The organism is Kocuria sp. U4B (genome assembly GCF_054875615.1).
This window is the reverse complement of the sequence record NZ_JBTYJD010000002.1, coordinates 101799-115405: the sequence shown is the minus strand read 5'-3', so window position 1 is coordinate 115405 and position 13607 is coordinate 101799. Positions and strand designations below refer to the sequence as shown.

The following is a 13607-nucleotide window of genomic DNA, read 5'->3' as shown; positions in this document are numbered from 1 at the left end:
GTAGAACAGGCGCGCGCGTCGGCTAGAATCGACCGGTGGCCACCAACGACTCGAAACGCACGACCCCCCTGGGCGACCTGGAGCGCTCCATCATGGAGATCCTCTGGCAGACCGACGCCCCCCTGTCGGCCTACGACCTTCAGGATCAGCTCCCCGAGACGACCGACAGCGGCCGTCCCCGGGCGGCCACTACCGTGCTCACCGTCCTGTCGCGGCTGGAGCGCAAGGGCTTCGTCCAGCGGGAGCGCGCCTCCCGTCCCCACCGCTACCGCGCCGCGGCCTCCCGCGAAGAGCACATGGCCAACCTCATGCACGAGGTCCTGGGAGCCTCCAACGACCGCACGGCCGTGCTCGAACGGTTCGTCGGAGGAGTCAGCCCCGAGGAGGCCCAGACCCTGCGCCGCCTGCTCGACGAGCACTGAGCGCATGTGATCGGCATCTCGATCGCCCTGGCGGTGCTCGCCGTCGCCCTGGCCTGGCCCGTCCCGATCCTCCTCGCCCACGCCCAATGGCCGGCCCGCGCCCCTGCCACAGCCCTCGTGCTCTGGCAGGCGATCGCGCTTGCCGGCGGGCTGTCGATGCTCGGGTCCTTGATTACCTTCGGTCTGGCCCCCTTCGGCCAGGATTTGATTGATGGCGGGATTAGCTTCGCCGCGGCCGCCCTGGGGGATCAGCCCTGGAGTCCTGCCGGACCGGTGCACATCCTCGCGTTGTCCGCAGCCGTCCTGCTCGGGGGGCACCTCGTGCTCAACCTGCTCGTGACGATCGTGCGCGCCGAACGCGATCGCCGCCGCCACGCCCAGCTGGTCCTCCTGCTCAGCACACCGCTGCCCGATGCTCCCGGGACCCGCCTGCTCGACAGCCCCGCCCCCGTCGCCTACTGCCTCCCCGGGGCGTTCACCACCATGACCGTGCTCTCCGCCGGGTTGCTGTCCCTGCTCAAGGCGGACGAGCTGGATGCGGTGATCGAGCATGAGAAGGCCCATGCCACCCAGCGCCACGACATCGTGCTAATGGCGTTCCGGGCGTGGAAAGCCTCTTTGCCCTGGTTCCCCATCGCCCACCGCGCCCACCGCGAAGTCGGGCTGCTCGTCGAGATGCTCGCCGACGACCAGGCCCGCCGCAGTGTCGATGACCGCGCCCTCGCCCGAGCCATCGCCCTCGTCAGCACCGGCGCCCCGACTGCCCCCCTGCACCCCATCGACGGCACCTGGAGCGGCGCAGCCCCCGCCGGGGAAGCACGGCACCGCATCCTGCGGCTCGAAACAAGGCCACTGCCGACCGAGCACAAGGCGACAGTCATCGGCGCAGCCATGGGGCTCCTGATCATGCCGACCGTCCTGCTGCTCGCCCCCGGACTCACCGACCTGCTCGGCCGAGCATAGACGCGGGTGATCGGCGTGGCTCACAAGCACGTCACCGACCGTCCACGTACCTCACGCCTCGCCTGCGGCACACCAAGGCGTCCGCTTGGCGGGGGTCACATCAGTAGCGCCTTTCTACGGGGGGGCTCCCACCGTAGGTACAAAACCTTCGGAACCGCCGTAAGGGCGCGTCTGTCGGCCACAGTGAGGGGAACCCCAACCGCATCACAGTAGGTCAAAGTTTGAACTTCAGATGAGGCCGCTGTGGCCTTCAAGTGGTCTTCTTCCGCGCGCATGGAGGCCTCAGGTAGGGTCGCCCCACGGTAAGGCCGACCTGTCGGCGAGGAGCACTCACGGGTCTCGTCCGAGAGGGCGAGAGAAGGGCAGGAAGTAGACCCCGGAGTCTCGCCATACCTTCCATCTAAGCCCGCGGAGGGATTTCTTGCCCTCCATTGGATCAAGCAGCAGGTGGGGCCTCGTCGATGAACGTGAACATGACGGTCATGACCGGCCCCAAGGGGTTCTCGGGGTCTGTGGGCACCAAGGCCGTCCCCAGGCGGGCCGGCAGGTCGGGGATCGGTTCCTCCCACGGGATGAATCCTTCCCGGGTGCCATGGACGTAGGTGCCAACACGGATCTTGCCCTGCTCATAAAGCCCCCCGATGTAGTCAGTGGCGTTTTCTTCGGTCCCGGGCAGGGCGTAGGCGGTGGCATCGTCCATCACGTTGGCGACCATCACCGAGTCGATCTCGTTGCGCTCCCGCAGCAGGCGCTCCAGTCCTGCATAGTCCGGGGTGTTCATCGCCGTTCCCTTCCTCGACTGTGCCGTGGTCCCTACGCCTGAGGTCGCGGGGCCAGGCTTGTCTTCCCAGCGCCTCGACGCGACACTAGCGGTCGTGGGCACGGTCACCCGGCTCACGGGCGCCGTCGAGGCCTATGGGACCCGGACCTCGCAGGTCTTGCCGGTCGAGGCTCCGTCTAAGGTGAATTGCAGTCGGAGGATCCCGGCCACCTTCGGGGGCTGGGGCACGAACTCCCAGGCGCTCTCCCACTCGGTGCCGTCCCCGCCCGCCTGTCCGGCGACCAGGCGGTACTCGGTACCGAGCTCATCGTTGAGCACCACTCCCACCCGGTCCAGGACGGAGAACCCCGGCATGAGCGGCACCGGCTCCTCCTCGGCCATCTGGTCCTGCCGCCGTTGGGCCCAGGCCAGGCGGGCAGCCTGGAACTGGCCGTCCCGGCGCATGGTCTCGGCCCCTCGCACCGCTGCGAGACCGATTCGCACACCGTGGCCACCCGGTGGCTCCTGCGCGTGGGGAGACAGACTGGCGGCGAGGTCGATGCCGGTGAAGCGCACATCGATTCCGTCGCTGGTGGCGATCACCAGATCGGCAGGAGCAGACACGATGGATCCCATGCCCCCACCGTAGAGACATCGATATGCCTCAGGTTCTCACGCCACGCACCCTCGATCCCCACTGGTCAGCGGAATTCGGAAAGCACCTTAATCGACCGCCGGGCGCTGCCTCACGCCCGGGCACGAACCTCTTTCGCGCGCGCGGCAAGAGCGCAGGACGACTGAGATGGCGCACACAAGGACGAACTCGAGGCTGTCGCGCCAGACGACCACTTCGGTGGCCCGGTCGGAGGGCGAAAGGCAATCCATGACTGCGAACCCACAAGCGCGACCTCATCAGGGGGCCGTCGCGCGTCGCCACCACGTCGACTGCACCACCCTGCGAATGGCGATCAGATACCCCCAGGGGTACTTGCAACATACCCCAGGGGGTATTATCGTTGGGTTCAGACGGCCGGAGGAACCTCCGCCGGACCCCTGTTCCCCCGACTCCCCGAAGGAGAGATCCATGCTCATCGAGCGCATCTACGACGAGGACCTCGCCCAGGCCAGCTACGTCATCGGCTGCCAGGCCACCGGTCAGGCCCTGGTGGTCGATCCCCGCCGTGACATCGACGTCTACCGGGACATGGCGGCGAAGAACGGCATGGAGATCGTGGCGGTCACCGAGACTCACATCCACGCCGACTACCTCTCCGGCACCCGCGAGCTGGCCGCGGCCACCGGGGCGAGCATGTACGTCTCCGGGGAGGGCGGGGCGGACTGGCAGTACGAGTTCGAGGCCACCCGCCTGTACGACGGGGACGAGATCCGCATCGGCAACATCGTCGTGGCAGCGGTGCACACCCCGGGCCACACCCCGGAGCACCTGTCGTTTTTGGTCACCGACGGCGCCTTCGCCGACACCGCCGGCTACCTGCTCACCGGTGACTTCGTGTTCTCCGGGGACCTGGGGCGCCCGGACCTGCTGGACGAGGCCGCCGGGGGGGTGGACACCCGTTTCGACGGGGCGAAGCAGATGTTCGCCAGTCTGCGGGACAAGTTCCTCACCCTGCCCGACCACGTCCAGGTCTTCCCCGGCCACGGCGCCGGCTCGGCCTGCGGCAAGGCCCTGGGCGCGATCCCCTCCACCACGGTGGGCTACGAGCGGCGCTACTCCTGGTGGGGGCCATACCTTGTTGCCAACGACGAGGCCGGCTTCATCGAAGAGCTGCTGGAGGGCCAGCCCGACGCCCCGGCCTACTTCGGGCGGATGAAGCGCCAGAACCGGCAGGGCCCGGCCGTCTTCGGTGAGCGCGTGCCCCTGGCCGAGCTCAGCGCCGAGACCGTCGCCGAGCAGCTGGCCGCGGACGCGGTGGTCTTCGTGGACACCCGCTCGGTGGAGGAGGTGCACGCCAGGACCGTGGCCGGGGCGCTGAACATCCCGGTGGGTAAGTCCATTGCGACCTATGCCGCCTGGGCGGTGGACCCGGAGACCGACCCTCGCCCGCTGGTCCTGCTGACCCCGGATCAGGAGGCGGCCGATGAGTACTGGGACCACCTGGTGCGGGTGGGCATCGACGCGGTCGCCGGCTACCTCCCCTCGATCGAGGGCCTGCCCCAGGCCACCCCGCGCCTGGTGGCCCCCGAGCAGGTGGCGGCCTTCGACAAGGCGCTGCTGCTGGATGTGCGTTCCGCCAGTGAGCACACTGCTGGCCACGTGCCCGGGTCCGTCCAGCTGCACGGGGGCCGGGTGCTGTGGAACCTGAATGCGCTGCCCGCCGAGGGGACGATCGTGACCTACTGCCAGGGCGGGCTGCGGTCCTCGGTGGTCGCCAACACCCTGCGCCACGCCGGCTACGACGTGGCCGAGCTCGAGGGCTCCTACGCCGCCTGGGCGACTACCCAGGACACCGCGGCAGCCATCCGCTGACCCGGCGCATGCAGGACTGAACGGCCGGAGGGGCCACCCGTATTATGCGGGTGGCCCCTCCGGCCGTCCCCGACCGCGCCAGGGAACCGAACAGCACCCCGGAGAACGCACATCCGGGGTACCTGCCGGGCTCCGCGGAGGCGGTCGGCGGCCTGCGAGACAGCACCTGTCGCCCCCGGCGCAGGGGCCGGCTCACCGCCAGGTTCGGGGTGCACGGTGGGTCACTGCGGGCGGTCAATGCCGGCGATCGGTGAGCTGCGACGACGGGCCGGTCGGAACGCAGTGAAGCCGGTGGTCAGTTGCTGACCGCTGGAGCGGCACGGAGATCGGAGAGGTCCCGGAGCTGTGCGGCGGTGGCCGAGGCGCTGATGGCATCAGCGCCAAAGAATCCCATATGTCTGAGTCCTCAGGAACTTCCTGGGATGGTGCCCAGGTAGGACACGATCGTCCAGTCCAGTTCTGCGCCGGTCACCGCCTCCAGCATGCCGGCCAGTTGCCGGTAGGCCCGTGGGTGCTTGCAACAGAACCGCAGCCGCCATGCTTGGGTCCGGGCGGTCACTAGCTCCCGTGGGCACAGGGCTACGGCGGGGCCCCTGAGCAGGAACGGGGCCGGGCGCAGCCCCTTGTGGGCGGCCAGGTACCCGGTGGCCATGGCGGTGGCGGCGACCCCGAGGTGGCGGCGACCCCGAGGTGGCCGGCGGCCTCGTTGAGTCCCATGGCCGTCCCGCGTCGGTGGAGGCCGACCAGATCCATCTTCGTCACCACGGTCGTGGACCAGGTCAACCCCTGACTGATGCCCAGGATGAGACTGGTGGCCACGATCCAGCCCCAGGAGGGGCCGTAAATCAACAGCAGTGGCACCGGGGTGGCGATCAACCACCCAACCACCAGCGCTGGTTTGCGCCCGTAGCGGTCGGCGAGGGTGCCGGCGAGGTAGTTGGTGGCGGCCTGGGCTACCTCAAAGGCCAGGATGTAGGTCAGGGAGCTGGTGTAGAGGTCCAGGCCGAAATCCTCGGTGGCCAGCAGCGGCAGCACGGTGCGCTCCTGGCCCAGGGTCCCGCCGACCAGGGCGTTGACGACCACCAGCAGGGTGACCTGGGCGAGGTTCTGCCGCAGGCCCAGCACGGCGGTAGGGGCTGGGCGGTTGAGGCGGTGGCGGATCAAGTCCAGGGCCCCACGAGGACGGAGACGGCGACCGGGGCAGGTTCGCCGTCGTGGAGGAGACGGTTTCGGTTTCGCCGTGTGGGGGCGAGGGCGGGAAGGCCCATGATGTGCTTTTCCTGCTCAGGCGTATGGGCGTCGTCCCACGAGGACGACGCCCGTACTGCCCAGAGGGATCAGGAGCGGGTCCGGCCCCTGCCGGTCGCCCTGCTCCGGTTCAGGCCTGTTGGCTGTGGCCCTGGGCGGCGACTTGAGCATGGACCTGGGCCATGTCGAGGTCCTTGACGGCGGTGATGACCTGCTCCAGCCCGGTGGCCGGCAGCGCGCCGGGCTGGGAGAACACGAGCACGCCGTCCCGGAAGGCCATCAGGGCGGGGATGGAGCTGATGCCGGCCGCGGCCGACAGGCGCTGCTCGGCCTCGGTGTCGACCTTGGCGAACACCACGTCCGGATGCTTGCCGGAGGCGGCCTCGTAGGTGGGGGCGAATCTGCGGCAGGGACCGCACCAGGACGCCCAGAAGTCCACGAGCACGATGTCGTTGGCCTCGATGGTGGGGGCGAAGTCGGCTTCAGTGAGGTCGATAGTGGCCATGGGGAGCTCCTTGTCGGTGATGGGGGAAACGGTTAGGGCGGACGGTGAGACGGCCGAACAGATCAGGCCGTCACGGGGATGCGCAGCGGACACCTGGGCACGGCGAACCAGCACGCGGCCGCGGCCAGGGCCGCGGTGGCGGCGGTGATCCCGACAGCGGTGCCGGCCGGACCGGGCAGCTCCTGGACGAGGACGACCACACCCATGACCAGGACGAAGACGCCGAAGCCCTGGCGCAGAGCCGCCTCCGGGATGCGCCCGGCCAGGCGCGCCCCGGCGACCGAGCCGGCGACGGCGGCGGCAGTGACGGCGGCGACCAGAGCCCAGTCCAGGGTCACGGTGGTGAGGTAGCCGGCCAGCCCGGCGAAGGACTTCATGGCGATGACGACCAGGGAGGTGCCCACGGCCACGGGCATGGACAGCCCGCCCAGCAGGGCCAGGGCCGGGACGACGAGGAAGCCACCACCAGCACCCACCAGGCCGGTGACCAGGCCCACGACCAGGCCCTCGGCAACAACCTTGCCCACCGGCAGTTCGCCGTCGTGGGTTTTCGTGGTGGTGTTTTTGCGGCCGCGGAGCATGGCCAGGGAGGTGGCGACCATCATCAGGGCGAAGGCAATCATCAGGACGGTGCCGGGGATGTGCCCGCCGGCCAGCCCGCCGCCGAAGGCCCCGGCCATGCCGGCGGCCCCGAAGACCAGCCCGGTGCGCCACTTCACCCGCCGGTGGCGGGCATGGCTGATGGCGCTGAACGCAGAGGTCACCCCGACGACGAACAGGGAGGCGGCGATGGCCTCCTTGGGGTCCAGCCCGGCGAGGTAGGTGAGGATCGGGACGGTGAGGATGGACCCACCCCCGCCGAGCAGGCCGAGGGAGAGGCCGATCACCACCGACAGCAGCAGGGTCAGCACGAGCGTGAGAGTCATGAGGAAGTGTCCTTGTCCTGGCGAAACCGGGGGTGGGGTCAGTGGGTGGGCAGTCCGGCGCGCTGCCAGGCGATCATGCCCCCGGCCATGGTGTCGGCGGTGTAGCCGGCGGCGTTGAGCGCCTCAGCCACCCCGGCGCGGCGGGTCTCGGCGTCGGTGATGGTGATCTCTGCCATGACTGCTCCTTGGAATGGCTCGACTGTGGGCGACGGTGGGGTGTCCGGGGCGGACCGAGGGGCGCGGTCGGCCCTCGGTCCGCCCCGGGCAGGTGGGGTGGGGCTCAGGCGTGCGTGGCGGGGATCTGTTGGATGGCTGCGGCGGTGGGCTCCTGCGCGGTCTTGTTCCAGGGCATGGCCGCCAGGGCCTTGCTCATCGCGCAGGTGTTGGAGGCGGCCGAGAAGGTCAGCCCGGTGCCGATGATCCCGGCCACGGTGCGCAGCTTCGGGGAGACGAACCGGCCCCCCACCAGCCCGGTCAGCACCAGGGACCCGGCGACCATGCGCACCTGGCGCTCCAAATCCCAGCGCTGTGCCCCGCGCACCACGTCACCGCCGGCGGCCGCGAAGCCCGGGGCGCCGCCGGTGAGCACGTAGGCGGTGGTCATCCCGGCCCCAGCCAGCTTCTGGCGGGCCTGCTCGGCCCGGACCCCGGACTGGCAGACCAGCACGACCCGCTCACCCAGGCGGGCGGCCAGCTCGGCGGTGTGCTCAGCCAGCAGAGGCAAGGGCACGTTGTAGGAGCCGGCGATGTGCAGGGAGGCGAACTCGGCGCCGGAGCGGACGTCGATGATCACCAGGTCCTCGTGGTCGGCCATCCACTGCCGCAGGGTCTGCGGATCGAGGGTGGTCACGGCAGGGGCGGCGGAGGTGGAGACAGCAGACATGGCAGTCCTTTCGGGACGGTGACGTCGAAGGGTGTGCCCCAGTATTACTTATACCCCCCGGGGTATGCAAACACCCCCGGGGGTATAGGATGATGGGACGCCCGCACCACCTCAGGAGAACCCCGTGCAACTGGACGCCACCGAACTGACCCCCGTGATCAACCGCCTCAAGCGCGCCCAAGGACAGATCGGGGCGGTGGTGCGCATGCTCGAGGAAGGCAAGGACTGCAAGGACGTCGTCACTCAGCTCTCGGCGGTGTCCAAGGCGCTGGATCGGGCAGGATTCGCCATCATCGCCTCCGGACTGGAGCAGTGCCTGACCAACCCGGACGAGACTCTCAACAAGAAGGACCTGGAGAAGCTCTTCCTCTCCCTGGCCTGAGTGGGCCAAGCCTGCGAGGTGGGAACCCTGTGGTCGATACCCGAAGAAGTCGACCATGGCCTACACCCACACCGTCGCCGTCTGTCGCGCACCACCTGCTGGAGGGCCTCGGAGATGATCGCGAATCCGACCCAGGAGACGGTGGCGGGGTTGCTGGAAAACCTGCCACGGGCCATATGTAGAGCATCGGGTGTTTACCGGGCCGCCACTGGCCTCCGACTGGCGCACTTGTCGCTCCACGGAATTCGGACGGGAACCGTGCCCCGTATGGGGCCATGCTGGCGCGCGTGCGCTCCCACAAGCTCCGCATCCTGTCCTATTTCGCCCGCCGCCAAGCCGAGAAACTGGTCGAGCGCGACGTCATCCGGCACCTGAAGCGCCACGTCATCAGCGAGGCCTTCGGCCTGCTCGCCGACCCGCCCACTGAACCGTCACTGGGGCGGTGATGGCGATGGCCCCTCCGCCCATCGGCGGCATGGGTCACAGCGAGGTGGAGCGCTCCTGCTTGCGGGCATAGGCGCGAGCGGCTCGGACACGGTCGCCGCACCGGGTGGAGCACCATTGCCGTCGTCCGTGGGTGCGCAGGAAGTATCGGTCGCAGAGGGGAGGCGTGGCACCGGGTGATCAGCGGCGCCGCGCTGCTGGTGAGCAGGGTGGCTGCGTCTTCAGCGATCTGGGCCATCGCGTGCTCGACGAGCTGGGTGACGGGGTGGGCCTGCTCCCTGCGGAACCCCGCCTGCGGGTCGTGCCGCAGCACGGGTGCGCTCGGCACCCTGCTCAGCGCCTGGTTGACCGCCTCCAGCGTCGACGCGGAGGGGATCTCACCGTTGACGTGGGCGGCGAAGAGCTCGCGCACCTGCGCGCGCAGGCCGGCCAGCTGGTTCTGGCAGTACGTCAGCAACGCGGTCTGCTCCGGGACGAGGCCGTGGTCAATGAGCCACCGGGTGGCTTCTGCGGGGCTGGCGAGGTCGTCGACGTGCTGCTCGGCCGGAAGCGTGACCGCGCTGTTGACCAGGGCGAGGCTGACATGCTCCTCGACGCCGGGGGCTGGGGGCAAGGGGATATGCGACATCTGTCTCATGGTAACAGCACCGATTCTCCGTGATACGAGTGCTATGCTGGGCATCACGGATAATTTACATTTTTATCGTGAGAACTGAGGAGTGGCATGACCCCCGTCCCGCCTTCGGGCACCGCCCCGTTCACCCTGTCGGTGCTCGACAACGCCCAGACCGCGGTCGGCCAGACCGTCGAGGACGCCTTCGGGGAGGTGATCGCCCTGGCGAAACTGGCGGAGGCGCGCGGTTATCACCGGTTCTGGATGTCCGAGCACCACGCGATGCCGGGGGCGGCGACGTCCTCGCCGCAGCTGATGCTGGCCCGCCTCACCGGAGAAACGTCTCGGATCCGGCTCGGTGCGGGCGGGGTGATGCTGCCCAACCACGCTCCTCTGGTGATCGCCGAGCAGCTCGGGATGCTGGAAGCCCTGGCACCGGGGAGGATCGACATGGGGCTGGGACGGGCGCCGGGCACGGATGCGCCCACCGCCTCGGCACTGCGTCGTCACCACGAGGCCAACGCCGGGTTCCCCCAGCAGGTGGCGGAGCTGCTGGGCTTCCTCGGCGACGACTTCCCGGCGGGTCACCCCTACCGGGGCGTCCACGCGGTCCCGGGGCCGTGGCAGGCGGCGCAGAACCGGGTGCCGGCACCCGAGGTAGGCCCCGAGGTCTGGATCCTGGGTTCTTCACCGTACTCGGCGCAGCTGGCCGGTCAGCTCGGGCGCCCGTACGCGTTCGCCCTGCAGTTCGGCGACGCGGACATCGCCACCGCATTCCGGCTGTACCGGAAGAGCTTCCAGCCCTCCGAGGCCCTGGCCGAGCCCCACACGCTGGTGAGCGTCGGGGTGATCGCCGACGACGATCCCGCCGAAGCCCGCAGGCAGGCGCGCACAGCAGCCATGGCGATGCTGCGCATGTTCCAGCGCAAGTCCTACAGCCTGCTCCCTCCCGAGGAGGTCGAGGCCTACCCCGCCACCGTGCAGGAGCAGCACGTGCTCGACCTGTACACCCATCGGTTCCTCAACGGCACCGGCGCTGACGTCGCCGCCGACCTCGAACAACTTCACGCTCTCACCGACGTCGACGAGGTCATGCTCGTGACCTTGGGCCACTCTCGCCGAGCTCAGGCCCGCACCGTCGAACTCCTCGCCGACCACTACGGACTGCCCGCGGCCCAGGATCCTGAGCAGTGACGTGGCGGCGCACATGCCGACATGAGACACATCAGCGCCATGCTGTGCCGAACACACAGGGGCAGCCCTGGGGCTTGAGCGACTCCATGGAACGCGTTTATGGCACTGAGGCCATTCATCCTGCAGTGGCCAGCAGTTGAAACGCTGGCCCGGGCTGGTGTAACGACGAATTGTCCCGCCGCCGGCGGTGATACCCGGTTTTGTGCGCGTCCGGCCGTTCTTCGGTGCGTTTGTCGTCAGATATCGACCCGTTCCAGGTCCTCGTTGAGGGCTTCGTAGATTTCCGGCTTGTTCGAGCGGAGGTGGGCCGCGTAACTGAGCCCGCCCACCAGGGCCACCAGCAGCAGCCAGGGCAGCAGAGTGATGATGAAGGCGTCCGAGCCGGCCAGGACGGGGAAGTTGAGAATGGCCAGGGCCACGATGCCGAGCAGCCCGAGGAATCCCAGTCCCGGTGCGATGAGGGTGCGCCACAGCCGTGGGTCCCGGGCCCGGCGGAAGTAGACCACTACGGCCAGGGCAGCCAGCAGCTGCAATACGAGGATGCCCAGGGTGCCGAAGCCGGTCATGCTGGGGATGAGTGTGGTCAGCGGTTCCAGGCCAAAGGCTGCGAACAGGCCCGCGGCGCCCAGTGCGACGGCGAACTGGGCGAGGGATGCCCGTTGTGGGGTGCCGTTGCCGCGGGTGTGACTGAGCCCGGCGGGAAGGATCCGCGCCCGGCTGAGGGAGTAGATGTAGCGGGTTGCGGAGTTGTGCAGGGCCATCAGGGCTGCGAAGAGGCTGACCAGCAGCAGGACCATCATGATCATGGTCAGCCCGGAACCGAGGTACTGCTCGGAGAGGGTGAACACGAGATCTCCGGTCTCGAGGTGTGATGCGGCGGTGGTCTGTGCCGTGGTGGCCCCGATGGCGCTGATGATCGCCCAGGTGGTGACGGCGGCGAAGGCACCGATGAAGCCGATGGCGGCGAAGGTTGCCCGGGGGATCGTGCGGACCGGGTTGCGGGCTTCTTCACTGAACAGGCCGGTGGCCTCCACGCCGATGAAGGCGTTGGCTGCGAAGAGCAGGCCGATGCCGACCGCTCCGGAAAAGATGATCTGCGGGCCGAAGACCTCAAAAGTGAAACCTTCGCGGATCAGGACGGCGACATCGAAGACCAGCAGGATCGAGATTTCCAGGATGAGTGCCACTCCTAGGACCTTGGCGCTGAAGTCGATGCCTTGCCGGCTGAGCAGGAACGCCGCCGCCACCGTGACCAGGCTCCAGAGGAACCAGTGGAGGTCGATGCCGGTGAGCTGGGCGATGATGGTCTGAGTGAAGAAACCGATGGTCCCCACCGCGCCGGCGACGAAGAAGTTGTAGCCGATGAGGGCGATCAGGGCCGCAACCAGGGCCAGTGGTCTGCCCAGCCCTTTGAGTACGAAGGCGTAGAACCCGCCCGCGTTGACGAGTTCCTTCGACATCTGGGCGTAGCCCACCGCGAAGAGCAGCAGGACGACGGTGACGATGAGGAAGGACCCGACCATCCCACCGCCGTTGCCTAGGGCGATGCCCAGTGCGGTGATGACGATGATGCCGGTGAGCGGTGCGACCGCTGCTAGTACGAGGAAGACAACGCCGAAGACTCCCAGGGAGTTCTTCGACAGGTTGTTGTGGGCGGTGGTGGTCCGCTCCTGGAGCTGATGGGCCATCATGGCACCTCTCGCGAGTCGGTGGATCTGAAGGTGGTGCTGACAGGGGTGCGGGGGGGGAGGGGGGGGGTACTGCGGGTCAGGCCGGGAAGGAGGAGCGGGTGGAGTAGCCGAAGTCGGACAGGAGGTTCACACCGTTGACCGCCCTCGAACCTTCTGAGGAGAGGAACAGGACGGAGTGGGCCACGTCCTGGGCCGACTGGACCGGGTAGGGCGCCCCATCGAAGCTCTCGACGCCCAGTCCGCGGCGGGCCAGGGGGGTGTCGACGATGGAGGGGCACACGCTGTTGACCCTGATGCCGTGGTCCTCGTAGAGCTCGTAGGACAGGGCCCGGGTCAGCTGGACCAGCGCGCCCTTGGAGGCGTTGTAAGCCAGCATCCCGGGGGTGGCGACGAACCCGGAGTCGGAGCCGATGATCGTCACGGACGCGTGCTTCGCCTCGGCCAGGTAGGGCAGGGCATGTTTCACCGTGTGGAACACCCCGAGCACATTGACCTCCAGGACGTCCCGGAATCCCTCGGAGGTGACCTCGCCGACGCCGGTGCCCATCTGGCCTTCGATCCCCGCCGCAGCGACAACCGTGTCGAGACCGCCCATCGCGGTGGCCAGGTCCTTGATCCCCCCTGGATCGCGGTCTCCTGCGCCACATCGGCGACGGCCCACTGCACACGATCAGCGCAGCCGGCCAGCGGTCCGCCCAGGGCGTGGTCGATGCTGCGGCGGGTACGGCTGATGATGCCGACCTGCGCACCCTCCTCGAGGAAGGCGGCGGCAACGGCCAGCCCGATCCCGGAGGCGCCGCCGGTGACGATGACTCGCTTCGGTGTTGTGGTTGGGCTCATGGCACAAACTCCTTCGGCCTTGTTCGTGCTGGTCCTGCTGGCGGGCGGCCCCGGCCGGGTGGCCGGGGAGGGTTGCGGAGGGATGGTCGGGGCCAACGTGGGAATGTCGTGGGGCTCCTGTTGGGCAGGGCGCACTACTGGTTGCGCCGTCCGTCAGGACTGCCGCCTGCACGGATGCGGTGGCCTGGCCAAGGAGGCGGGTGTGGTGCATCGGCCATGACAAAGTCGGCCCCGGGTCGATCGGACCG

At 68.8% G+C, this 13607-nt stretch carries 13 protein-coding genes and 3 pseudogenes; 5 read left to right on the top strand and 11 right to left on the bottom strand.

Going from position 1 to position 13607, the window contains the following annotated elements:
- Positions 1 to 35: 35 nt before the first annotated feature.
- Together ACYSMR_RS18380 and ACYSMR_RS18375 are read left to right on the top strand one after the other, a co-directional pair.
- The gene (locus ACYSMR_RS18380) at positions 36 to 422 is read left to right on the top strand and encodes a BlaI/MecI/CopY family transcriptional regulator (RefSeq protein ID WP_461748080.1); all 387 of its coding nucleotides are present in this window, start codon (positions 36 to 38) and stop codon (positions 420 to 422) included.
- Positions 423 to 428: 6 nt separating this feature from the next.
- Positions 429 to 1385: a M56 family metallopeptidase gene (locus ACYSMR_RS18375; RefSeq protein WP_461748079.1), complete on the top strand. Its 957-nt coding sequence runs from the start codon at positions 429 to 431 to the stop codon at positions 1383 to 1385.
- A 436-nt stretch (positions 1386 to 1821) separates the two neighbouring features.
- Here the strand turns inward: ACYSMR_RS18375 and ACYSMR_RS18370 are convergent, their stop codons facing one another.
- Both ACYSMR_RS18370 and ACYSMR_RS18365 read right to left on the bottom strand, forming a co-directional pair.
- Positions 1822 to 2166, bottom strand: a complete 345-nt coding sequence (locus ACYSMR_RS18370; RefSeq protein ID WP_461748078.1) for a hypothetical protein — start codon at positions 2164 to 2166, stop codon at positions 1822 to 1824.
- 132 nt (positions 2167 to 2298) lie between these two features.
- On the bottom strand, positions 2299 to 2781 hold the full coding sequence (locus tag ACYSMR_RS18365) for a hypothetical protein (RefSeq protein WP_461748077.1): 483 nt from the start codon (positions 2779 to 2781) through the stop codon (positions 2299 to 2301).
- A 448-nt stretch (positions 2782 to 3229) separates the two neighbouring features.
- Here ACYSMR_RS18365 and ACYSMR_RS18360 point away from each other — a divergent pair, with 448 nt between their 5' ends.
- Entirely contained in the window at positions 3230 to 4633 is a 1404-nt protein-coding gene (locus ACYSMR_RS18360; RefSeq protein WP_461748076.1) for an MBL fold metallo-hydrolase, read from the top strand.
- A 574-nt stretch (positions 4634 to 5207) separates the two neighbouring features.
- Here the strand turns inward: ACYSMR_RS18360 and ACYSMR_RS18355 are convergent.
- The 5 genes and pseudogenes from ACYSMR_RS18355 to ACYSMR_RS18335 form a co-directional block, all read right to left on the bottom strand.
- Positions 5208 to 5803, bottom strand: a pseudogene (locus ACYSMR_RS18355) (MFS transporter); the annotation flags it as partial.
- 208 nt (positions 5804 to 6011) lie between these two features.
- A complete protein-coding gene (locus ACYSMR_RS18350) occupies positions 6012 to 6386 on the bottom strand; it encodes a thioredoxin family protein (RefSeq protein ID WP_461748075.1) in 375 nt (124 codons plus the stop codon).
- 62 nt (positions 6387 to 6448) lie between these two features.
- A complete protein-coding gene (locus tag ACYSMR_RS18345; protein WP_461748074.1) occupies positions 6449 to 7312 on the bottom strand; it encodes a sulfite exporter TauE/SafE family protein in 864 nt (287 codons plus the stop codon).
- Positions 7313 to 7350: 38 nt separating this feature from the next.
- Positions 7351 to 7455: pseudogene (locus tag ACYSMR_RS18340) on the bottom strand (rhodanese-like domain-containing protein); the annotation flags it as partial.
- Between the two features lie 137 nt (positions 7456 to 7592).
- Positions 7593 to 8195 carry a rhodanese-like domain-containing protein gene (locus ACYSMR_RS18335; RefSeq protein ID WP_461748073.1) on the bottom strand — a complete coding sequence of 201 codons (603 nt, stop codon included), beginning with the start codon at positions 8193 to 8195 and terminating at the stop codon, positions 7593 to 7595.
- A gap of 124 nt (positions 8196 to 8319) precedes the next feature.
- On the opposite strand from ACYSMR_RS18335, the gene ACYSMR_RS18330 reads away from it, so the two are divergent.
- The gene (locus ACYSMR_RS18330) at positions 8320 to 8577 is read left to right on the top strand and encodes a metal-sensing transcriptional repressor (protein ID WP_206480037.1); all 258 of its coding nucleotides are present in this window, start codon (positions 8320 to 8322) and stop codon (positions 8575 to 8577) included.
- A 316-nt stretch (positions 8578 to 8893) separates the two neighbouring features.
- Here the strand turns inward: ACYSMR_RS18330 and ACYSMR_RS18325 are convergent, their stop codons facing one another.
- Positions 8894 to 9649 carry an ABATE domain-containing protein gene (locus tag ACYSMR_RS18325; RefSeq protein WP_461748072.1) on the bottom strand — a complete coding sequence of 252 codons (756 nt, stop codon included), beginning with the start codon at positions 9647 to 9649 and terminating at the stop codon, positions 8894 to 8896.
- Between the two features lie 96 nt (positions 9650 to 9745).
- On the opposite strand from ACYSMR_RS18325, the gene ACYSMR_RS18320 reads away from it, so the two are divergent.
- Entirely contained in the window at positions 9746 to 10828 is a 1083-nt protein-coding gene (locus ACYSMR_RS18320) for an LLM class flavin-dependent oxidoreductase (protein WP_461748071.1), read from the top strand.
- 236 nt (positions 10829 to 11064) lie between these two features.
- On the opposite strand, the gene ACYSMR_RS18315 is transcribed toward ACYSMR_RS18320, so the two are convergent.
- The 3 genes and pseudogenes from ACYSMR_RS18315 to ACYSMR_RS18305 all read right to left on the bottom strand — a co-directional run.
- Positions 11065 to 12516, bottom strand: coding sequence for an APC family permease (locus ACYSMR_RS18315; protein ID WP_461748070.1), 1452 nt, complete (start codon positions 12514 to 12516; stop codon positions 11065 to 11067).
- 79 nt (positions 12517 to 12595) lie between these two features.
- Positions 12596 to 13114, bottom strand: coding sequence for an SDR family NAD(P)-dependent oxidoreductase (locus ACYSMR_RS18310; RefSeq protein WP_461748069.1), 519 nt, complete (start codon positions 13112 to 13114; stop codon positions 12596 to 12598).
- 86 nt (positions 13115 to 13200) lie between these two features.
- Positions 13201 to 13359 (bottom strand): annotated as a pseudogene (locus ACYSMR_RS18305) (SDR family NAD(P)-dependent oxidoreductase); the annotation flags it as partial.
- Between the last annotated feature and the right edge of the window lie 248 nt (positions 13360 to 13607).